The sequence below is a fragment of the Pyxidicoccus sp. M6 genome, assembly GCF_055568925.1.
Genome location: NZ_CM145714.1, coordinates 5,462,291 through 5,483,514, shown reverse-complemented (window position 1 = coordinate 5,483,514; position 21,224 = coordinate 5,462,291). Strand labels below are relative to the sequence as shown.

General features: G+C 68.1%; 19 protein-coding genes. 9 read left to right on the top strand and 10 right to left on the bottom strand.

Annotation, left to right across the window (positions count from 1 at the left end; all coding sequences use genetic code 11):
• The first annotated feature begins 246 nt into the window (after positions 1-246).
• Together ACVTJA_RS21940 and ACVTJA_RS21935 are read left to right on the top strand one after the other, a co-directional pair.
• On the top strand, positions 247-756 hold the full coding sequence (locus ACVTJA_RS21940) for a cytochrome c-type biogenesis protein (RefSeq protein WP_465838906.1): 510 nt from the start codon (positions 247-249) through the stop codon (positions 754-756).
• A 3-nt stretch (positions 757-759) separates the two neighbouring features.
• Positions 760-1,731 (top strand): tetratricopeptide repeat protein, encoded by a 972-nt coding sequence (locus ACVTJA_RS21935; protein ID WP_465838905.1) that lies wholly within the window; start codon positions 760-762, stop codon positions 1,729-1,731.
• Positions 1,732-2,118: 387 nt separating this feature from the next.
• On the opposite strand, the gene ACVTJA_RS21930 is transcribed toward ACVTJA_RS21935, so the two are convergent.
• Positions 2,119-3,555: an RING finger protein gene (locus ACVTJA_RS21930; protein WP_465838903.1), complete on the bottom strand. Its 1,437-nt coding sequence runs from the start codon at positions 3,553-3,555 to the stop codon at positions 2,119-2,121.
• A gap of 237 nt (positions 3,556-3,792) precedes the next feature.
• Between ACVTJA_RS21930 and ACVTJA_RS21925 the strand changes: the two genes are divergently transcribed.
• Positions 3,793-4,806, top strand: a complete 1,014-nt coding sequence (locus ACVTJA_RS21925) for an Ig-like domain-containing protein (RefSeq protein ID WP_465838901.1) — start codon at positions 3,793-3,795, stop codon at positions 4,804-4,806.
• Positions 4,807-4,851: 45 nt separating this feature from the next.
• On the opposite strand, the gene ACVTJA_RS21920 is transcribed toward ACVTJA_RS21925, so the two are convergent.
• From ACVTJA_RS21920 to ACVTJA_RS21880, 9 genes are all read right to left on the bottom strand, one after another.
• Positions 4,852-6,054 carry a GNAT family N-acetyltransferase gene (locus tag ACVTJA_RS21920; protein ID WP_465838900.1) on the bottom strand — a complete coding sequence of 401 codons (1,203 nt, stop codon included), beginning with the start codon at positions 6,052-6,054 and terminating at the stop codon, positions 4,852-4,854.
• A 37-nt stretch (positions 6,055-6,091) separates the two neighbouring features.
• Positions 6,092-7,261 (bottom strand): DegT/DnrJ/EryC1/StrS family aminotransferase, encoded by a 1,170-nt coding sequence (locus tag ACVTJA_RS21915; protein ID WP_465840478.1) that lies wholly within the window; start codon positions 7,259-7,261, stop codon positions 6,092-6,094.
• Positions 7,258-8,376, bottom strand: a complete 1,119-nt coding sequence (locus tag ACVTJA_RS21910; RefSeq protein ID WP_465838898.1) for a GNAT family N-acetyltransferase — start codon at positions 8,374-8,376, stop codon at positions 7,258-7,260. Before ACVTJA_RS21910 ends, ACVTJA_RS21915 begins: the two co-directional genes overlap by 4 nt.
• 36 nt (positions 8,377-8,412) lie before the next feature.
• Positions 8,413-9,492 carry a gluconeogenesis factor YvcK family protein gene (locus tag ACVTJA_RS21905; RefSeq protein WP_465838896.1) on the bottom strand — a complete coding sequence of 360 codons (1,080 nt, stop codon included), beginning with the start codon at positions 9,490-9,492 and terminating at the stop codon, positions 8,413-8,415.
• A 115-nt stretch (positions 9,493-9,607) separates the two neighbouring features.
• Positions 9,608-10,975, bottom strand: coding sequence for a polyisoprenyl-phosphate hexose-1-phosphate transferase ExoE (gene exoE, locus ACVTJA_RS21900; RefSeq protein WP_465838894.1), 1,368 nt, complete (start codon positions 10,973-10,975; stop codon positions 9,608-9,610).
• A gap of 97 nt (positions 10,976-11,072) precedes the next feature.
• Positions 11,073-11,810 (bottom strand): CpsD/CapB family tyrosine-protein kinase, encoded by a 738-nt coding sequence (locus ACVTJA_RS21895; protein ID WP_465838892.1) that lies wholly within the window; start codon positions 11,808-11,810, stop codon positions 11,073-11,075.
• 31 nt (positions 11,811-11,841) lie between these two features.
• Positions 11,842-13,269 (bottom strand): GumC family protein, encoded by a 1,428-nt coding sequence (locus ACVTJA_RS21890; RefSeq protein WP_465838891.1) that lies wholly within the window; start codon positions 13,267-13,269, stop codon positions 11,842-11,844.
• A gap of 14 nt (positions 13,270-13,283) precedes the next feature.
• Positions 13,284-14,432 (bottom strand): hypothetical protein, encoded by a 1,149-nt coding sequence (locus tag ACVTJA_RS21885; protein WP_465838889.1) that lies wholly within the window; start codon positions 14,430-14,432, stop codon positions 13,284-13,286.
• Positions 14,433-14,500: 68 nt separating this feature from the next.
• Positions 14,501-15,073, bottom strand: a complete 573-nt coding sequence (locus tag ACVTJA_RS21880) for a polysaccharide biosynthesis/export family protein (protein ID WP_465840476.1) — start codon at positions 15,071-15,073, stop codon at positions 14,501-14,503.
• 367 nt (positions 15,074-15,440) lie between these two features.
• Here ACVTJA_RS21880 and ACVTJA_RS21875 point away from each other — a divergent pair, with 367 nt between their 5' ends.
• The 6 genes from ACVTJA_RS21875 (at position 15,441) to ACVTJA_RS21850 (ending at position 20,998) form a co-directional block, all read left to right on the top strand.
• Positions 15,441-15,641 carry a hypothetical protein gene (locus tag ACVTJA_RS21875; protein ID WP_465838887.1) on the top strand — a complete coding sequence of 67 codons (201 nt, stop codon included), beginning with the start codon at positions 15,441-15,443 and terminating at the stop codon, positions 15,639-15,641.
• Complete coding sequence (locus ACVTJA_RS21870) at positions 15,568-16,773, top strand: DUF2169 family type VI secretion system accessory protein (protein ID WP_465838886.1); 1,206 nt, start codon at positions 15,568-15,570, stop codon at positions 16,771-16,773. The genes ACVTJA_RS21875 and ACVTJA_RS21870 overlap by 74 nt, the downstream gene beginning before the upstream one ends.
• Complete coding sequence (locus ACVTJA_RS21865) at positions 16,770-17,825, top strand: beta-ketoacyl synthase N-terminal-like domain-containing protein (RefSeq protein WP_465838885.1); 1,056 nt, start codon at positions 16,770-16,772, stop codon at positions 17,823-17,825. The genes ACVTJA_RS21870 and ACVTJA_RS21865 overlap by 4 nt, the downstream gene beginning before the upstream one ends.
• Entirely contained in the window at positions 17,822-18,955 is a 1,134-nt protein-coding gene (locus tag ACVTJA_RS21860) for a DUF4150 domain-containing protein (RefSeq protein WP_465838883.1), read from the top strand. Before ACVTJA_RS21865 ends, ACVTJA_RS21860 begins: the two co-directional genes overlap by 4 nt.
• A gap of 11 nt (positions 18,956-18,966) precedes the next feature.
• Positions 18,967-19,701 (top strand): SMI1/KNR4 family protein, encoded by a 735-nt coding sequence (locus tag ACVTJA_RS21855; protein WP_465838881.1) that lies wholly within the window; start codon positions 18,967-18,969, stop codon positions 19,699-19,701.
• 79 nt (positions 19,702-19,780) lie between these two features.
• Positions 19,781-20,998, top strand: coding sequence for a HEAT repeat domain-containing protein (locus ACVTJA_RS21850; protein ID WP_465838879.1), 1,218 nt, complete (start codon positions 19,781-19,783; stop codon positions 20,996-20,998).
• Positions 20,999-21,224 lie beyond the last annotated feature (226 nt).

The window sequence follows — 21,224 nt, the reverse complement described above, 5'->3', positions numbered from 1 at the left end:
CGAAATTCCCCCTCGAACGGGAGCGCGCCTCGGCGGAGCGCCCCCTCCCCGACCCCAGGTCAGGACGAGCAATCTGACGACTGTCGACTGCCTAGCAATTCCGCTGACACTGTGTCAAATCCAGCATTTCTACAAATCAATGCATATCGCTCGGAGAGGGGCCGAAGGTCCGGGCGCTCGGGGCAGCGGTTTCCCTGGGCAACACCCGTCACGCAAAGCTACGTAGGGACGGTTCCAGGGAGTCCGATGACCGCTGCCCTCCTGTCGCTGACCCTCGCCTTCAGCCTCCTCACCGGCCAGTACGCGCCCACGCAGGGCGGAAGCCAGCCGCTCGAGCCTCAATTGGAGGCCCGCGTCCAGAAGCTCGGCAAGCAACTGCGCTGCGCCGTGTGCCAGGGCGTGTCCATCTCGGACAGCCCTGCCTCCATGGCGCGCGCCCAGCTCGACACCGTGCGCGAGCTCGTCGCCGAGGGGAAGACGGACCAGGAAGTGGTGGACTACTTCGTCGCCCGGTACGGCGAGTGGGTGCTCCTGGAGCCCACCGCCGAGGGCTTCAACTGGTTCGTCTGGCTGGGCCCGGTGGCGCTCGTCGCGTTGGGCGGCATCGTCATCTGGAGACAGCTCCAGCGCGGCCCCGGCCCCGCCGAGACACAGACTTCGCAGCAGCCCGCCACCCCGGCGACGACGACGGAGACTCCGTCGAAGGAAGAAGAAGACCCGTACCTCGCGGCCGTGCGCCGGGAGCTGGAGCGCTAAGGCATGCAGCCGCAGACGACGAACTGGTTGCCTGGAATCATCGTGCTGGCGGTGGCCTTCGTGGCCGCCGCCGCCTGGCTCATCTTTCAGCGCAGCCGGGGCGCGCTCGCCACGAACGAGCCTCGCGACGGCGTGCTGGATGACCTGACGCAGCGCGCGCAGTCGCTCATCGACCAGCTCCGCGCGCTGGAGGCGGAGAAGCACAACCTGGGCGCCGAGCAGTACGCGGCGGAGAAGTCCCGCCTGGAGCGCGAGGCCGCCAACGCGCTGCGCGCGAAGGACGAGCACCTGAAGCGCAAGGCGTCCGGCGACGGTGCGCGGCAGCGGGCTCCCGCACCGGCGGGCAACGGCTGGGCGGCGCGCAATCCGCAGCTCGCGGGCGCCCTGTGGGGCGCGGGCATCGTCCTGTTCTTCGGCGGGCTGAGCTACCTGCTCGTCTCCGAGCAGCAGGTGCGCACCGAGGGCCAGGAGGCCACGGGCCGGATGCCGGGCGGCGGGCGGCAACAGCAGCAGCAGGGCCAGGGCATGGGCGAGGAGGCTGAGGACCCCGAGATGCAGGAGGCCCGCGCGCGCCTGCAGTCCAACGCCGGGGACGTCGAGGCCGCGTCGCTGCTGAGCCACGAGCTCATCCGCCGGCAGGACTTCGAGGAGGCGGCGAAGGTGACGGCGAAGGGCCTGGCCGCGGACCCGTTCCACGTCGAGCTGCGGGTGCACCGCGGCGTGCTGCGCGCGACGAAGGGAGATTTGGAGGGCGCGGAGGCGGAGCTGTCGGAGCTGGTGGACACGTGGCCGGACGCGCAGGAGGCGCTCATCTTCCTGGGCAGCCTCGCGCTGCGGCGCGGCGACAAGGCGAAGGCGCTGGAGCACTTCGAGCGCTTCTCCGTCGAGGTGCCGCGCAACATGCAGCCGCCGCAGCTCGGGCCCGCGATTGCGCAGCTCCGCTCGGAAGTCATGGGTGGTGGCGGCACGCCGTGAGGTGACGGGAGGGCCCGGCGATGGGTGAGCAGAAGAAAGGCAGCGTCCCGCCCATCGAGAAGATCACCGCCGCGGAGGCCGTGCGGCGCCGCCCTCAGCGGAGCCTCGGCCACCCGAGACAGGCGTGACCACTCCGCCCTGACGCACGCTCATCACGTTCAAGCCCGACGCGCGCTGCGTCGACCCGATGACACCGCTCACGGCGGAGGCACTCATCGCGGATATCCACTTCTTCATCGAGAAGGAGTGGCAGTGGCATTCGCGAGGCAGGGAGCGCCCCACCCTTTCCTTCGAGTCCTCTCTCGGGAAGGTCGTCGTGAAGAGTGAGCAGCCGGAAACCGCTTCCCCATCCGACGCCTCCTGAGTTGAAGCCTCTCGCCCGGCGCTTCAGGCGGGCGCATTCGCTCCTGACAGGCCCCGCGCCTTGATGAGCTGCAAGCAGGAGATGACGGCCGCGAGGAAGAGAATGCCTCCCTCCAGCGGGCCTCCCATCACCAGGAAGGTGACTCCGAGCAGGACGTCGAGCGCGAAGGCGCCCCAGCCGACCACGGTGTTGCGAGTGAGCGCCAGAAGCCCGGCGAGCCCGAGGAAGACGGCGGCGAAGCACGCGCCTCCGATGAGGGCCTCGGCTTCCTTGCCCACGGCGCCCAGCGAACCGAGGACGCCCATGATGACCATGCCCACCGCGACGCCGCAGTGGACGAGCGACATGTCCCGAACCAGCGTGCGGCGCAGGCGCACCGGGTCCGTCACCGTCTCACGCGCGAGGCAGTCGGGGCAGTGCGTCCGCTCCGATTCGAGGGACTCCGGCAGGCAGCCGTCACAGTAGAAACCGCCGCAGCGCGGACAGGTGCGCGTCTCCTCCACCATCGGGTGCCGGGGGCAGCGCGGACCTGTGTCGGCGTGCGCGACCGCATCCGCGGGGCCTGGGACAGCAACGCCTTCACCAAGCGACAGCGACGCGGTGACCTCGGAGGACCGCGCCGCATCCGCATGGCCCGAGACCGCCACGCTTCCATCAGGCAGCGGTGACACCGTGGCCTCCACGGCCACGGCGGCTCCCGCGAGGGACGCAAGGCAGCTCGGACAGAACTCCGTTTGCCGGGGCGCCACGGCGCCGCATGCGCACTGCACGCGGCGGGCGTCTCCCTCACGGAGCGCCGCGATGCTCTCTCGCCAGGGCGCCGCATCGAACGACTGTCCCGGTTCCCAGACGGTGATGGCCGCCGGCCCCTCGAACGTTGCCTCGGAGGCCGGGCCCGCGGTGACTTCCGCCACGAAGCCAGCGGGTAGCGCCCGGGCCGCATGCTGCTTCGTGCGAATCTCTTCCCGCACGGCCGTGCTGGAGGCGCGCAGCAGGGCTGCCACCGGCAGGCTTCCCATGGCGAGGGACACCGCCGTGCCCGCCGCCAGCAGGTCCTTGTTCACGACCGGGCGCGTCTCCGTCACCAACTCCAGCGTGTCGAAGAGGCGCCACGGCGGACGGACGCGCACGGCGCCTTCGGGCACAGGGGCCACTGGCTGGAAGAGCAGCTCGCGAACCTCGGCATCGAGGCTCAAAGGCAGCGTCCAGCGCAGCACCTGCCCTCGCTCCAGCGAGGGCAACTGCGCATGCAGCACCTCGCGACACGTGGCGGCATCAAGGACGCGCAGGCTCGCGCCGGGAGCCATGGGCGTGAAGGCTCCCTGCAACCAGATGCTCGCGGTGGCCCGGGTGCCCTCGGGCGCGCGAACCACCGGGTCCACGTGGAGCTGCACCGCGCCGAACTCACGCGGCTGGCGGCCCACCTGGTCGAGGATGTCCGGGAGGAGGCTTTCGTCCATGGAGGACACGGAACACCGAACGCCCCCAGGAACACAACCGGGTCATTCCGGACAGTGGAAGACCACCAACGACGTGCCAGGTCAGACAAACCAGAATCCAAAGCCCCACTGGGCTCCCTGGCCGCGCAATTGGAATTGTCGACACGACCGTGGCTTCTATTGCATCCAACATTTGTGCATTACTGGACCTCGGCGCTTACTGGGCGAATCCACGCCCGTGAGCGAAAGGGGCTTCTCATGCACAAACACAGACTCCTTCCCGTTGTCGCGCTCCTTTGGGCAATCATCGCGGGATGCAGTCCCACCACCGATACTGGGGCGGCGCAGTTCACAGTGTCCACGCAAACGGCGGCGGTGGACTCCAGCGTCGTCGTCCGCATCCAGGTCACCATCTCGGGACCTGACTTCGCCTCCTTCTCGCAAGAACTCGTACAAGCCAATGGAGTATGGGGTGGCACCATCGCGGGCATTCCCGCAGGTGCCGACCGAAGCTTCTTGTTTCGGGCTTTCGATTCGAGCGGCAAGAGGGTCTACGAGGGCGAAGCGTCAGGTGTCGTCATTGTCGCGGGACAAACGGCGCTCATCGCTGTGACGTTGCAGGCAGTGGACGTTGCTCCCTATCCATCCAATGATGTTCCCATCATCGACTCGGTCGTGGCTTCGTCCATCACAATAAGCGCGGGTCAGACCATCCATCTGGTCGCAAGTGCGCACGACCCGGATGCCAGCGACACACTCACGTATTCCTGGACGGCAACTGCGGGCAGCCTGTCCAGTCCAACTACCACCTCCACGGACTGGACCGCGCCAAACACATCACTGACAGCAACCCTGACCCTGACCGTGCAGGATTCGCGGGGCAGTTCCAGCTCGGCACGGCTGTTCATTCAGGTTGGCCCGGAACAGCCACAGGGCGGCATTGCCACCATCGAGGTGAGCTTCAACAGTCCCCCGGTGATCTACTCGTTCACGGTATCGGAGGGGCGAGTGCGCCTTGGCCAGAGCACCACCTTCTCGGTCTTTGCCCTGGACCCGGAAACCCTTACGCCATTCACGCAGTGGTATTCGAACTGCCCCGGCCAGTTCTCCCAGTTCGATTCACTGACGAACCAGTTCACGCCCACTCAATTGCCGGCCTCTTCCACCTGCAACAACTGCACAATCACTGTCTGGCTCTCTGATCCCCAGGGCGCCGTAACGACAGGCACGATCAACATCTGCGTGCTGCCGGCGGATTCCAACACCCCGTAGAAAGCCTGCGCAGATGCGCCGGGAGCAATCAGCCGCCGGGCCGCGTCACCGCACCGCAGCCCGGCGCCGGCGCAAGCGCCGCACCTTCTCCACCAGCGTGTCCGGCATCACCGCCTTCGCGCCGTTGCGCACCTCACGCGCCCACTCCTCCGAGCGCGTGAACCAGCGCCCTGCCCACGTCCCGGCGTGCACTCGCACGGACACGGTGTGCCGCTGCTTCGTCACCCAGTCCGACTTGTACGTCTCCGTGCCTCGCAGGAAGTCGTACTCGGCAAAGCCAGACGCCAGCGCATCCCGGAACGTCTCGCCCACCAGCACCAGGCCCACGCTGCGGTTGCGCCACTCCGGGTCATACCCGGACTGGAAGTAGACGAAGCTGTTCCGGTGGACAATGCCATACACCGAAGCCACCGCCCGGCCGCCCACCTTCATCGTGTACATCCTCAGGCGTCCGCGCTCCGCCAGCAATTGCGTGGCATCCCGGTGGAACGACTCCACGCCCGCGCCCTTGATGCCCTGCGAGCCTCCATCCGATGCCCAGCGCGCCGAGTGCAGCCGGAAGAAGTCCGTCAGCGGCGCGGCCAGCTCGCCCGGCGCCTCTGTGCGCTCAATCCGGTAGCCCTCCTGCTTCTCCAGCCACTTGCGCCGCCGCAGGAAGTTGTCGCGCCGGCCCGTGCGCTTGAGGAACGCGTCGAATGGCTCCTTCGGGTCCAACGTGTCGTAAGGGCACACGTAGCGCGGCGTCACGAAGACATCCCCGCTCGGGAACACCTCGCGCAGCACGTCCACCGTGGGCGAGCCCTCGCGGAAGTCCGTGAGGTCCAGCACGTCCCACTCGTCGCGCAGCGCGTACAGCATCCGCGCGAAGGCGTGGGCCACGTCCCTCTCCCGGCCGCGCTTCGCCACCACGTCCAGGTAGTCGCTGCCCACGTGCGTCTCGCCCAGGAAGCTCAGGCGCCGCACCGGCACGCCCGCCACGCTCCGGTACTCCACGCCCAGCGGCATCAACCCCACCAGCGCTCCCGTGCGGTCCTTCGCGGTGAGCACCAGCGGGCGCCGGTTCGTCGCAATCCGCCGGCACCAGGGATAGAGCCACTCCCAGGCGTTGAAGGGGCCCGCGTCGCTCGCGTCGAGCAACGCGCTCCACTCCTTCCGCATCCCCGCCAGCGCGGAGGTGTTGCCCACGGCCCCCACCTCCAGCCACTGCGCGGCCTGCGGCCCCTGTGTCAGCTCATCCTCGCGAATCACCGTCCGCCCTCCCCTGTGCCCGTTTCCCTGCCCTGCTTCAGCCCGCGCGCTTCTTCGTCCGGCGGTCCGACTTCAACGCGTCACGCACCGCCGCGGCCACGTCCGCCATGACCTCCGGCGAGAGGTCCTGGTGGCACGGAATCTCCACGATGGACCGACGGAGCTGCGCCACCTCGGGGAACGCCGACGCGTCGCACGCCGGATGGAAGCGCTTCCAGAAGTCAATGGCGTCGATACCCTGCGCCCGCAGCCGCGCCAGCACCTCCGCCTTGTCCTGCACCACCATCGGGTAGAACAGCGGGCAGGCCCCCGGCGGGAGCTGGTTGAACAGCGGCGGCGACACGTCCCGCAGCCGCCCCAGCAGGAAGAAGTAGTTGCGCCGCCGCTGCTCGACGATGGCCTCCAAATCCTGCGCCTGTGCAATGCGCTTCGTCAGCGGGCTCATGCCCAGGTCCACGTGCCGGCGGTCGAAGTGCTGCGTGCCCGTGGCCACGCGCTCGATGCTGGCCGCCTTCACCGTGCCGTGGCCCAGCTTGCGCACGGCGCCACGGACCGTACGGCCGAACGCTCCGCCGCGCAGCTCCAGGTTCTGCAGCAGCGCGGACACCGTGTGGCTGAACGTCGAGGCCGCCGGCGGCGCGGGCGGCTCCGGCAGGCTGTACTGGCGCGGGCCGTTCACGACCAGCGCGCCGCCATTCGGCACCGGCAGCGTCTTGTAGAGGCAGAAGATGCCCACGTCACCCGTGGTGCCCAGCGGCACCGCGCCGTCCGACGACAAGAGCGACAGCGCGCAGTCCTCGATGAGGATGAGGCCGTGCTCGTCCGCCAGCTTCCGCATCTCCCGCACCGGGCCGGGGAAGCCGGCGTAGTGCGTGAGGTACAGCGCCTTCGTCTTCGGGCCGATGCGACGGGCCACGTCCTCCAGGTCCACGTCCCAGCGGCTGCCCACGCGGTAGAAGCGCGGCGTGGCGCCCGCGTCCACCAGCGCCTCCACCTCCACGCCGTGGTGGTAGGCGGGCACCAGCACCTCGCCCGCGTCCAGGCCCAGCATCTTCACCGTGAGCCAGATGGCGTTGCGGGCGAAGTAGAAGTAGCGGACGTTGGGCGAGGAGAACGGAGGCAGCGCCCCCGGCTTCGGCCGCGACAACAACATGTGCGGCCAGAGCGTCGGCAGGGACGGAACGAACAGCTTCCCCGAGGGCTTCATCGCTTCCATCGCGCCACCACCTCTTTCATCGCGGGTCCCCACCGGAACTTGGCCGCGCACAGCGCCCGGCCGAAGGCGGAGTCGTTGAACACGTAGAGCCAGGTGTGCCGGCGCGTCTTGTCCGTCCAGTCGCGCTTCCACACCATGTCCGGCCCCAGGAAGTCGAACTCGCGCAGGCCACGGTCGATGCAGTCCCCCACCACCTCTTCCATGAGGAGCTGCCCCGGGCTGCACTCGCGCAGGCCCTCGTCGTAGCCGGGCTTCAGGAGGAAGTAGCGCCCGCCATATTCCAGCCCGTAGTGGAAGGCCACCGGCCGGCCGTCCAGTCGCAGGAAGTACAACGCCAGCCGCTTCCGGTACGCCGCGTCCCGCGCCAGCTCCGTGTAGAAGCCGCGCGTGCGCGCGTCCTGCGCCATGGCCGTGCCGCGCTCGCCCTTCCAGCCGCTCTGCTCGAGGAGGAAGCCCTCCTCCAGCGTGCCCTCCAGGTCCAGGCCGCCGTCCACCCGCTCGAAGGTGACGCGCCCCTTCTCCTCCAGCTTCCGGCGCCGCCGCCGGCAGTTGGCCTTGAACTTGGACTGGAGCGTCGCCTGGTACGCATCCCGGCTCGACGGCAGGGGAATGTAGGGCGACTGGAGCGACTCCCACTCACCCACCGGCATTCCCGCCTCGCGCGCCAGCGCATGCAGCCGCCAGGCCGCACCGCCGTCCGGCACGTCCGTCAACCGCAGCACATCCCAGGCGCCCACCGAGCGCAGGTGCGCGAGGAAGGCCTGCGCGGCGACGTCCGGCTCCCGTGCCAGCAAATCGAAGCGGCAGGAGTGGACATTCGCCATCGCGGAGAGCTGCCGCGCGGGCACGCCGTACAGGGTGGTGCGCTCCTCGAACAGCGGCAGCGCGGCCGTCAGCCGGCCGTCACCGTCTCGCAGCGTGAGGACGCGAGGCCGCGCACCGGACGCGAAGTTGTCCAGCCAGATGCGCAGGAACTCATGCCGGTAGAACAGCTCGTGGGAGGTGGCCTCCACGAGCGCGTTCCACTCGGACTCCAGGGCCATGAAGGCCGCCCGCTCGTTGACTTCCACGACGGACGGCCGGGCGTTGAGGTGTCTTGCTTCCATTATCAGGGCGCCAAAGGTGGTGACGGCCTCGCGCGGCTACAAGCCGCTGCGGGCCATCTTCAGGAGGCAGGAGGCAACCTTGCGGCTGTCGTGTCGGATCCTGGACCCCTCCTTCAGGAGGTCCGCCTGCACCGGCACCACACCCGCGGCAATCAAGTCCCGGCGGTCCACCGGGACGACATAGGAGCCACGCCGCGCATAGCGCTTCATGGACTCGGAGGACGGCGGCGTGCCGTTCACCAGCACCGCGTCCAGCACCGGGCCCACGTGGTCGATGACGGCCTGCACGTGGTCCAGGCACGTCATGCCGTCCGTCTCCCCCGGCTGGGTCATGAGGTTGGACACCATGACCTTCAGCGCCCGCGTCTCCTTCAGCGCCTGGGCCACGCCGTCCACCAGCAGGTTGGGCAGCACGCTCGAGTAGAGCGAGCCCGGTCCAATCGCAATCAGGTCCGCGGTGTAGATGGCCTCCAGCAGCCCGTCGGTGGGCGGCGGCAGGCGTGGACTGAGTGACACCCGGCGCACCCGGCCGTGGGCGCGGCAGATGTTGCGCTCGCCCACCACCTCCGTGTCGTCATGCATCTGCGCCACGAGCTGCACCGAGGACAGCGTGGAGGGCAGCACCCGCCCCCGCGCGCCCAGGAGCTCGCCGGACATGCGCACCGCCTCGAGGAAGTCCCCCTTCAGCTCCGCCAGCGCGGCGATGAGCAGGTTGCCCACCGCGTGCCCGGCGAGGCCACGCGCCCCGCCGAAGCGGAACTGGAAGACGTCCTTCAGCGCGTTCTTCCCTCCCGCGAGCGCCACCAGGCAGTTGCGGATGTCGCCCGGAGGCAGCGCGCCGTGGAGCCTGCGCAGCCGGCCCGAGCTGCCACCGTCGTCACTCATGGCCACCACCGCGGTGATGTCCACGCCCACGTCCCCGGACTTCGGCAGCGCGCGCCGGGCCAGGCCGCGGAGCACCATGGGCAGCCCCGTGCCGCCGCCGATGGCGACGATGCGCGTGGGACGCTCCACCTGGGGTTGCAGCAGCTCGTTGCGCTCTCGATCCAGCTCCAGCCGGCGGCGCGTCTCCTCCCATCCCTCGGAGAGCGGCGAATCCAAGTCCATCCCAATCATTGCCCTACCCCCGTCCACGACGCCCGAGACCCGCCCCCCGACAACCGGGCGGGCCCGCCGCGCTGCGCCTCTCCTTCCAAAAAGGAGGCCAACGCGGCGGTACTCCCCCAAACCGCTACCGAGCCCCACGACCGAGAAGCACATGCCTCACGGTGTGGAAGATGATTCCCACATCCAGGAACAGCGAACCGTTCTTCACGTAGTACAGGTCGAACTCCAGCTTGTTGCGCGCGTCCTCCACCGACGCTCCATAGGGGTAGCGAATCTGCGCCCACCCCGTGAGGCCGGGCTTCACCGCCTCGCGCAGGCCGTAGAACGGAATCTGCTGCTTCAACTGCTCGACGAAGACGGGGCGCTCCGGACGCGGCCCCACGAAGCTCATCTCCCCCATCAGCACGTTGAACACCTGGGGAATCTCGTCGACGCGCGTGCGGCGGATGAAGCGCCCCACCCGTGTCACGCGGTCATCATTCGCCCGCGCCCACACCGCGCCGTCCTTCTCCGCATCCGTCCGCATGCTGCGGAACTTCCACAAGTGGAAGGTGCTGCCGCCCAGGCCCGTGCGCTCCTGGCGGTAGAAGACGGGGCCCCTCGAGTCCAGCTTGATGGCGACCGCGACCAGCAGCAGGAAGGGCGACGCGAGCAGCAGCAGCGTGGACGCCACGAGGATGTCGAAGCCGCGCTTGAGCGCCCGGCGCAGCGGCGACACGGTGAGCTCGTCCGCGAAGGCGAAGTCGCTCGCCCGGAGGAACTGCACCGGAATGCGGCGCAGCACGCGCTCGCAGAAGCCGGCCGCCTCGTACACCCGGCGCCCCTGGAGCCGGCAGCTCAAGAGCGACTCCACCCAGTTGGCGCCGCGCATGTCGTCCGCGGCCTGCACGACGTAGGAGGCATTCAGACGCCCCGCCAGCTTCTCCAGCGGCTCGGAGAGCCTGCGCGGGTCCACCATGCCCACCACGCGGTAGCTGCCCTCGCCGCCCGCTTCAATCGCGCTCGCCACCGCGCGGGCCTTGAGGCCGTCACCGACGAGGAGGACGGTGTCCGGCGCGCCCACCAGCGCGCGAATGGACACCCGCACCGTCAGGGTGCCGGCCAGGGCGCCCATCGCCCCGCCCAGCAGCGTGCCCGGCGGCAGCGCCACCGGCAGCACCAGCGGCACCACCAGCATGACCCCGCCGGCCACCATCGCCGTGACGCCCGCGGCCTTCAGGAAGCGGTAGCCACGCACGCGGTCCTCGGCCGCGACGCGAAGGTCGTACAAATCCAACAGGTACAGCGTGAACTGGAAGGTGACGACGAAGGCGGCGCCCAGTCCCAGCAGCGTGGGCCACATCTCGGAAAGCGGGGGCCGGGTCCCCGCGGGAGCGAAAAGTGCCGCGCAGGCCGCCGCGCCCATCACACAGGCCAACGCGATCGCCGAGCTCTCGGCGAGGAAGAACGTGAGTTTCTTTGCAGAGAAATAGTGGTGAAAAACGCGGAGCACGTGCCCCTCCAACCAACCCGCCCCAACCCGCTTCGCATCCGCCCCCTGCCCCGCGCCCCCTGTTGCCAGGGGGCGAAAGGCGAAGGGCCGCCCGGTGCTACTTCTTCTCGTAGTTCTTCAGGTACGGAGTCGCCTGCAGCTCCGCCCCGTTGAGCACGCACCCGAGGATGGGCGCGCCGCCCAGGCTCTCCACCGCCTGGTGCACCGACTTGCCCGGGGTGACGTTGGCGCGAATCACCATCAGGATGCCGTCCACCTGATGGCCCAGAATCGCCGCGTCCGCGAAGGGCAGCGTCGGCGGCAGGTCCAGATACACCTCGTCGAAGCCCTCGCGCACGGCCTTGAGGAACTGCTTCATCCGCGCGCTGGCCAGCACCTGCGTGGGCTCCTCCGGCGTGCTGCCCGCGGGGATGATGGCCAGGCGCGTGGAGTTGAAGCGCCGCACCACGTCCCGCACCTCGCAGTCACCGCCGAGCAGCTCCGCCAGGCCCGTCTTGTTGCGCATGCCCAGCGTGGCCGCCACGCCGCCCCGGCGCAGGTCCGCGTCCACCAGGAGGATGCGGCGCTCCGGGTTGGCCCGCGCCGCGGAGAGCGCGAGGTTCACGCTCGTCACCGTCTTGCCCTCGCCCGGCATGGCCGAGGTGAGCGCCACCACCTTCATCGGCCGCAGCTCGCGCATCCGCTCCAGCCGGTAGTACAGGCTGCGGTACTGCTCCGCCGCCGCCGAGGCCGGCGCCGTCAGCGTCACCACGCGGCGGTCCACCACGTTGCCGCCGCTCGCGTTGTCATCCACCCGGGGGAGGAAGTTGCCCGCCCGCTCCATCGTCTGATCCATGTCTTGGTCCTCCGTCCTTTTCCGAGGCGACTCAGTTCAACGTCGTGGGGGAAGACACGGTGTTTCGAGCCCCCGAAGCCGGCATGAGAATCCGCCGCTCCGTCTTGCCGTGCATGTCGGGCACCACCGCGAGCACCGGCAGCGTCAGGCGCTCGCGCACCTCGGTGCCGTCGCGCAGGCTGTCGTCGCGCATCTCCAGCACCGCGCCGGTGAGGATGCCCAGGCCCAGGGCCACGAGCAGCGCAATCATCATTCCCGTCATCCGGTCCGGCCGGGCCGGAATCGCCGGCACACCGGCCGGGGAGATGACGTTGAAGAGGCTCTTGGCGCTCTTGGCCTCCAGCTCCTGCGCCAGCTCGGCCTCCACCTTGCGGCTCACCACGCTCTGGTACTTGGTGCGGGTGATTTCGTAGTCGCGGTTCATCACCGCCAGCTCGTGCGCCCACTTCGGCGTGTTGTTCAGCCGCGACTGGTACGTCTCCGCCTGCTTCTGCAGGTCGACAATCTCCTTCTGGATGGACTCGATGAGCGAAGCCACCCGGGTGCGCTCGGCGCGCTCGGCCCACAGCCGGCCTTCGGCCTCCTTGCGCTTGCTGGTGAGGTTGTCGAGCTCGCTGGACAGCCGCTTGATTTCAGGGTGGTCCTCCGTCCACTGCGTGCGGGCCTGGACGAGCGCGCGGGTGATGCCGCTCTCCGCGGACTCGAGCCGGCCGGCCTCGCTGTCCACCGCGTTGCGGGCGCGGGCCAAATCCGAGCGGCGGGCCTCGGCCACGCGCAGCTCCTCGGACCGGGTCTGCATGAGCTGGGACACGCGCTCCAGGCCGCGCATGTTCATCTCCATCTGCTCGGGCAGCTCACCCAGGTGGTCCACCTTGAACTGGGCAATCTTGCGCTCCCAGGACGTCACCGCCGCGCCGAGCGCCGCCATCTCCTCGTTGAAGAGGTCCGTGGCGCGAGCCGCCTGCGTCTGGCGGATCTTCAGCGTCTCCGAGGAGAAGATGTCCGGCAGCCGGTTGGCCACCTGCGCGGCCACCTGCGGGTCGCGGTTGGCATAGGTGAGCTCGAAGGCGGTGTCACCCTCCACGCGCACCGTGAGGTCCTTGCGCATCTGCGCGACGGCGGACTCCATGCCCTTCTCGGACACGATGTCCGGGTAGAGGTTCATCTCCTCGATGGCCTTCTGGAGCACGGGGCGGGCCAGCAGCTCCTGCCTCACGGTGAGCAGCCGCTGTTCGATGAGCTCGCTCACCGTGCGCTGCACCATCTCCTCGCCCGGCCGCTGCGGCTCCACGCGGACCACCACCGACGCCTCGTACATGCTCGGCCGGGTCATCACGATGGCCGCGCCCACCGCGAAGACCGCTGCTGCGATGGCTCCCACCAAGGCCTTTCGGCGCCACAGGGCAGCCAGCAGCTGGTCCGCCGTCATCCCTCGCTCCATGTTCCGCTCCTCCTCCATCCCTCTCGCTGTTGCTACCAAGGCGACACCACCAGTCGGACGGCGAAGACATTGCGCGTCAGGTCTCCCGCTCCCGCCGTCTCCGCCCTTCCGACCTGTGCAATCCGGTCCACCGCACCCTGCGCCGACACCTGCCGGCTGATGCGGTACTCCACCCCACCACTCAACGCATACCCCTGCGACACCGTGGGCGAGCCACTGAAGACGCCCCACTCCAAATCCGGCGCCCGTCCGTTGCGGAAGAAGCTGGCCGCACCGAAGACGTTGAACCGTTGCGTGAAGCGCCGCGCCAGCACCACCGACGCGTAGTCCGCCCACACCGCGCTGGCGAAGCCGCTCGCGCCCACCAGGTCGTGGCCCAGCGCCACGCCCACGTCGAGCAGCTCACCCTCGCGCATCAACTCCACATTCACTCGCGGCACCCAGCCCTGCTGCCGCCCGCCGGGCCCGCGGTAGCGCACCGGCCCCGCGCGCACCGTCAACGTCGTGGGCCGCGTCAGCCGGTAGCGCAGGCCCGCCGCCACACCGTGCGCCTGCGCCCAGTCCCCCAGGTAAAGGAAGCCCTGGTACCGGTACTCCAGGCCCAGGCTGAGGCGCCGCGTCTGGCGGTACCAGGCCTCCACCGACGGGGTATGGGCATAGCCCGACTGCTGCCCCGCCTCGAGGATGCGCACCGCCTCGAACTTGTAGCCGGCGCGCACGTCCAGCCGCTCCGAGACGCGCGTGGTGGCGCCGAGGCTCGCCTGGGTGAAGAACGTGGGCGCCGTGGAGCGCGCCAGTCCGTCACGCGGCAGCGAGGCCGGGTCCTGCACGCGGAACACGCGGACGGCCGAGTCCACCTTCAGCCGGCGCGTCAGCTGGTGGTGCAGCTCCAGCCCCGCGCGGTGGTCCAGCGTCGTCTTGCCGGAGCCGTGCCGCATGAGGAGGTCCGCCGCGTAGAAGCCGTCCAGCTTCAGCCGCCCGTCTCCGCCCTCCACGCCCAGCCGCGGAGACAGCTTCGTCATCAGCTGGCCGCCGGCCTCGCCGTCACCCAGGCGCAGGTCGTCGTCGTAGCGCTCCTCGGCGGTGAGCCGAAGCTTCGGCTCCCACACCGTGGCCGCCCGCGCGGCCGGCGCGACGAGCAGCAGGCCCGTGAGCAGCCACTTCTTCCAGTTGCCCTTCACCGTCGCCCTCCGTCCCACACGCCACCCGACTGCCCGAACCACTCCACCCACGACATCCCTGTAACCATTCACGGCACGACGATGGTGTCACCCGGCCGGAGGATGAGCTCCTGGGCGCCATCGGGCGAAATCAGGTCGCTGTAGCGCACCGGAATCTGGCCGCCGTTGGAGTCGGTGCGGATGACGACGATGCCGTCCGAGTTGGCGAAGTCCGTGAAGCCGCCCGCCAGGGCAATGGCCTGGAGGAGGGACACGCGGCCGCGCAGCGGGTACGCGCCGGGGTTGTGCACCTCGCCGGTGACGAACACGCGGCTGCTGTTCACCTCGCGGACAATCACCGTCACGCGGGGCTCCTGCACGTACGGCTGCAGGCTGTGCTTCAGGGCCTCGGCCAGCTCCGTGGGCGTCTTGCCCGCGGCCTGCAGCTCGCCCACCATCGGCATGGAGATGAAGCCGTCAGGGCGCACGGGCAGCGTGCGGGACAGCTCGGGGTCCCTCCACACGGCGATATCCAACACATCCTCACGACCAATGCGGTAGGGCTGCTCCGAGTTGTCCACCTTCACACTCGGCTGATGCGCGCACCCCGCCAGGAGCATCACGCCCAACACCGTCCAGAACCCCGCGCTCGTCTTGCCCATCGTCTGCTCTCCCTCGCTGCGCATGTCTCGCACGTGGCTTGAAGTCCGTTGCGCCACGCTTCCGGCGGCAGTCCCATAGCAGCGGGTGTGCCACGCGACGCGGAGAGGGAAAGTCCATGGATCGTCGTGGGTTACGCAATGCCCCACCTGGAGAGGTCCCCGGAGCCAGGAAATTTTTCCGGCATCGTACCGGCGTCCCATCCAGTGCTTTCTGCAGGGGTGGGTCAGATCAGAGAAGAGGTTTGCCCACTCCGAGCCACACGCATTCCCATTTCACACGCGTCGTACGTGGCACGCGGATTGATAACGAAGGGGGATGAGGCAAGACGGTACACACAGCGGGCCGGGGGGCCCGGGAGACAGGCGGATGAGGAAGGCGGCGGGGGCGGTGGCGGCGGCGTTCGCGATGGGTACGGGAGCCATGACCTTGATGGGCGTGACGCTCGCTTCCCATCTCGAAGCGGCGGTGCTGGGAGTCGTGGGTCTGGCCCTGTATGCGAGCAGCTCGCTGCTCAACGGCAGGGCGACGGCCACGGCGCCAACGGGCGGTGTGGCGAAGCAGGCGTAGACGCTTCAGTCTTCAGGAGGAAGGGGCCCGGTCTCTCGGAGGAGAGGCCGGGCCCTTTTTTCTTTGCGGGGCCCCTCGGCTACTCTTCGAGCTGCCGTGCCGGGGGACACGCGGATCCATGCCCGACCTGCAAAATCTCACTTCGTTCAGCGGAGTTTCCTTTCCTTCCCAGGACGAAAATGGACGCGAGTTGGTGGTCGTGTGCGTCGCGGGTCGCTTCGACCTGCCGCGTGCGGGGCGGCCCTCGGCCACCGCGCCCTTGCGCAGCGAGCTACAGGTGCCGCCCCCTCTCGCGGACATCCACTGGGGTGAGCCCGCCAGTTCCAGCCTACGCATGGAGGGCCAGAGCACCTGGTTCCGCCCTGCGACGGACATCTACATCTCCGGGAGAGCGTGGGCTCCCCGTGGACAGCCCGTGAGGCAGATGCAGGTAGCCGTCGAGGTGGGGCCCTGCAGAAAGTTTCTCCACGTCGTTGGAGAGCGCGTGTGGACTCGGGGCGTACTGGCGTTGCAGCCGTCGGACCCGCTCCCGTTCGAATCGATGCCACTCGTATACGAGCGGAGTTTCGGTGGAGTGGATGAGCCCCGGAACCCCGTGGGGCGAGGTCACCACACCTCGTCCCGGGCAGCATTGGAGCAGCCACTTCCAAACATCGAAGAGCCTCTCGAACGACTCACGCACTTCGCGAAGCCCGTGACACCCACGGGACTCGGCCCCATCTCGCGAGGCTGGCACCCCCGGCGCACGTGGGCTGGGACCTATGACGAGTCCTGGGTTGAACAACGGGCCCCGCTATGGCCCGCAGATTTCGACCACCGCTTCTTCCTCGCGGCGGCTCCAGGGCTCGTTGCGGCTCCATGGCTGACGGGTGGGGAGCCCGTGGTGCTTTCAGGCCTGTCTCCCGATGGATTTATTGCCTTCCCGCTGCCCCGACATCGGCTGGTCGTCAAGGCGATCTTCCGCCAACGCGTGGAACGACAACCGATGGTGCTGGATGCGGTGCACATCGACGCAGAAGAACATGCGCTGACGCTCATCTGGCGTGCGTCAATCCAGGCGCATGGGGTGCTGTCCATGCACGAGTACAGCACCGTCCGGGAGCTGGAGTCGTGGGAGGAGGCGCCCTCGTGAACCAGAGCACCGAGGAGATGGTGGTATTGCGGCTGGGGCTCTGCACTCCGCTGGGCTTGACCGCGCGACACACCCAGGTGGAGATAGCTGCGGGCACGGTCCAGTTCTTCTTGACCGATGTCGTCGACGCACAGGGCGAAGCGGTCCGAGCATCGATGTTGTCCCTGTTGGAATCGCGCCGCTCTCGCACGGAGCGCATCATCGGGCTGGCGGCGACCGCGCTCGAGGAATGTCTTGAGGACGTCCACCTGAATAGGAGCGAGCGCCTTCCGCTGCTCCTTGCCCTGCCAGCCCCTGGGAGCGGTGCGGACATCGAGACGGAGCCGCTATTGGATGTCCTCGCGGCTGTGGCCCTTCCCCATCGACTCGACATGGAAGTCGGGCTCTGTGCCCAGGGGCGGGCTGGGTTCTTCACGGCGTTGACACGAGCGCTGGAGGTGCTTCGCTCGGGCAGCGCAAGGCGGGTGTTGGTCGGGGCGGCCGACTCGCTCTGCGACCCCATCTCGATGAGGAGGCTCCTGGCCCAACAGCGGCTGCGCTCGTCGACCGTTCGTGATGGCATCCTTCCTGGAGAAGGAGCCGGATTCATGCTGCTCGCTCGTGCTGAGCCCCAGGGTCGCCAGGCTCCTGCGCCCCTGGGGCAAATCCTGGCTGTCGCCACGGCAAGTGAGCCCCGGCCCATGACGAGTGCAGCCCCGAGCATGGCCGAAGGACTCACCGCAGCCTTCCGCCAACTGCGAACCCACCCAGCCATCCGGGGACGGCGTGTAGCCCACGTGCTCTCCTGCCAGACGGGCGAAACCTTCTGGGGCCATGAGTTCAACCGAGCCTATCTGCGCAATACCGCGCTGATGCCCGAGCCGCTTCGAGTCGACCTCGTCGCCGAGAGCCTAGGTGACGCAGGCGCCAGCTCCGGCGTCATCCAATTGAGCCAGGGACTCCACGTGCTACGCGGGCTCCCCCCGGAGCCAGCGCCCGGCCCCCGAGCGCTCATCTACGGATGTTCCGACGAGGGGCAGGTCGGAGCCTGCGTCATCGAGAGGGGAGTATGACCAAGACCTTCGCCAACGGGCGCTCCATCGTTCACTCAGGTGACGGAGGTACCAACACCTGCGCGGCTCCCGATGTGTGCAAGACACCCTCGCCTGGTGGGCCGGTGCCGGTGCCCTATGTCAACGTGGCCCGGGACCGCGACCTGGCCGACGGAAGCAGGACCGTGAGCATTGGGGGCAACCCGGTGGCCCTCAAGAACTCGAATCTGAGCACGAGCACAGGAGACGAAGCGGGGACTGCGGGTGGCGGGCTCATCTCCGCCAAGACCCGGGGAAAGATGACCTGGGGCACCTTCAGCCTCGACGTGAAGTTCGAGGGAAAGGGGGTCGTCCGCTTCATGGATGTCACCCAGCATAATGGGAACACGTTCAACACGGCGTTCATGCAGGACGGTGGAACGGGCTGGGCATACGGCGATGACCCTGTTGGAGAGAGCAACGAATGCCCTCGGCAGTGCGGGAAGGAGAAGCCAGCGCACGGCATCCGGGAGACCTCCGAGAGCCGAGGCCTGGCGATGCAGTTGCTGGGTACCCTCGACCAGATCAGCGCGAACCCCAAGCTGAGCCACCTGCCGGTCTTCAAGCAGCGAGGAGGCTACATGCTCGGAGTCCTCTTGTGCGAGTGTGGGAAGCAGATCTACGCCGGTATGTCCGGCGACGATGAGGCATTGGACGGCTTCAAAAAGGCCGTTGAGTTGCTCAACGAGCAGGACGAACAGAAGCGCTGGGTCCTGTGTAGACCGGTGGATTTCTCCCAGATTCGGGATGCCACCGGGCCCATTCCCAACGGCCAGTCCTTCTTCCTGGAAACGCTGCCGGCTCCCACGAATCCCGCAGGCGCCTGTGCGGCCCCCAAGCTCATCCAGAAAGCCCATCAGGACGGGCACAAGCCGGGGGCTATGAGCGAAGTCTTCTACTTCCCGCCTGCAGCGGTGACACGCGCCCAGAAACGGAACAAGAAGACCCAGGTAAGCACCACCGTGGAAGTGACCTTCATGGAAACCCTTGGGGAAACCACGACCCGAGTCACCCGGCAGTTCCAGCATGGCGAGCTCGTGCCATCCTGTGCGACCTGTCAGATTCACCTCACCCCCATGCTCTGCCCCACCGACATTCCCTGCAAGTCCTGAGGTACACACCCGTGATGGACGAGCTCATCCAGTTTCTCGGCAGCTTCGACCCCGAGTACCCATCGACCATCCGAGGAGCCTCATGGGAAAGCATTGCGCAACTGACCAACCTCGTGGGGACTGTCCAACTCCCGCCGGTCTACGTGGAGTTCCTGCGCCGCATGGGCGAGAGCATGGGGAGCCTGGAGATTCCGGACCTGAGCTTCGCCATCGAGCAACTCATCGAGACACATGAGTCCGACGACTGGCGCCCTCCCCCGCGCTTCCTCCTGGTCGCGCTCGAGACCAAAGACCCCTACTTCGACTACTACCTCGACCTCCACAATCCCAATGACTCGGACTTCGCCGTGGTCCGATTCGAAACCGGTGGCAAGGCCGTGTTCGAGGGGCGTGTCCACCCGAGCTACCACTCCTTCAGCGACATGCTCTTCTCGCTCGGGTTCCTGCACAAACGGCTGAAGCCCCTGCCCTTCCAGGTGACGCTGTCCGCATCACCGGCGAAACACGAGGGAGGAAGACCCGCGCAGATGGAGCAGGTCAGACACCTGAAGCACCTGGCGTTGAGGCTGCGCTTCAAGCGTGTCGGCTCAACAGGGCCCCTCTGTCTCCTGCTCAACCGCGAGGATGCCGCCATCTACGGACATCTGCCCCCACGGGGAGGGCTCATCGTTCAAGTGGCTGGGAGCGACAAGACAGAACTTTCCAGGGTCTGCGAGGTGTTGCGTGACCACTCCAGTCTCGTCTGACGCCCGAAGGGCGCCTGGCAGAGAAGTGACGCTGCGAGCACATCCAGACGCCGCAGCCTTCCTGAAGGAGTTCCAGGAGATGCATCTCTCCGAGGTGGAGTTCCTCCTCCAGCAGCGACTGAATGCGCTCCATTCTCCTGGCGCTCGCTGGGTTGATGCGGAAGGCGCCGAGCTGCGGTTGTCCCTCCATCTGGATGCCATGAGGGCCTCCATGAATCAGGCGCTGGACTGCACGTTCGGGCTGCTGACGGCTGGCGATACGTGGCAGTTCCAGGCGGCGATGCACGTCCTTGCGTCTTTTGCCCCCGAACGCGTCGACATCGACTTCATCCTTCAGGCCCGTGAAGTGGAGCTCGCGGACGTCCTGCCTGCGTGGACCAGAGCCTTTGCCCAGACGAACCATCCAGGAGCAATGCCGTGCTGCACGCGCGCCATGTCGGACGTCCGCGCTCCGGTAAGAGCCGCTGCTGCCTCGGTTCTGGGGTACCGCAGGGAGGGAAGCCCTTCGCAGTTCCTCGCGTTACTCGCGGACGAAGACATCTCTGTCCGCAGTGAAGCAGCATTGGCGCTGGCACGAATCGGTCATCGCCCCGCCCTCGCTTCCATCGAAGCGCTGCTCGCTCGCGGACCTGCATTGGAATCCGAGTCGCTCGTGCGGGCCGCATTGATGCTGGGCTCGCCTCATGTCCTGGCCCGATACCGGCAATCTGCCCCAGCAGACATGCCGCCTCATGTCCTGAGATTGCTGGGTCTGGCGGGGGATGCCCAGGCAATGCCCCTGCTGCGCCAGGCGAGTGAATACCCGGAGCTCGTCGAGGCAAGTCTCGAGGCCATGGGGACACTCGGACTCATCGCGGCGGTGCCAGTACTGCTCTCGCATCTGGAAGCAGCGGACAGGAAGGTGCGTGTTGCAGCTGCGACGGCGCTCGGACTCTTGAGTGCCGCGGAGCTCAAAGAGAAGGTGCGTGCGCACGTCGACGATGTTGAGAGCCTGGAGGAGGCCGTGGAAGTCGATCAGTGGAGCCTCACCCCAGCGTCCTGGCATGGCTGGTGGACGGCTCACCGCTCCAGGTTCAGCGATAGCCAGCGTTGGCGCCACGGCCGCCCCTTCACCCTCGCGGGCTGCATCGAGGAGCTGAAGCACCCGGCCACCCCACCAACTGCACGGGCCCGTGCGGCGCTCGAGCTGACGCTGCAATCGCGGAGGCCCTTCGACTTCGAGTGTGATTGGCCCATCTCGCGGCAACGTCAGGTCCTGTCACGGTGGGAACCCATGGATTCCCCCTCGCGTCAGTGAACAAGCACTTCCGTGCAGAGTGACATGGCAAGCACACGTGCTGTTCCACTCGCGGCAAGGCGCACCACGCGAATCCTTCGCCCGCTCCTTCGCCCGCCAGGCAGGCGACCTGGGGCGGACTGCTTGAACAACGTCGCGTGCGTTGCCAACCCCTCGCGCGGCGCCTGGCTGCCGAACGCCGGGGCACGGCGGGCCCGACTCCCGGTCCTTTCTTCTCCCAGCGTCC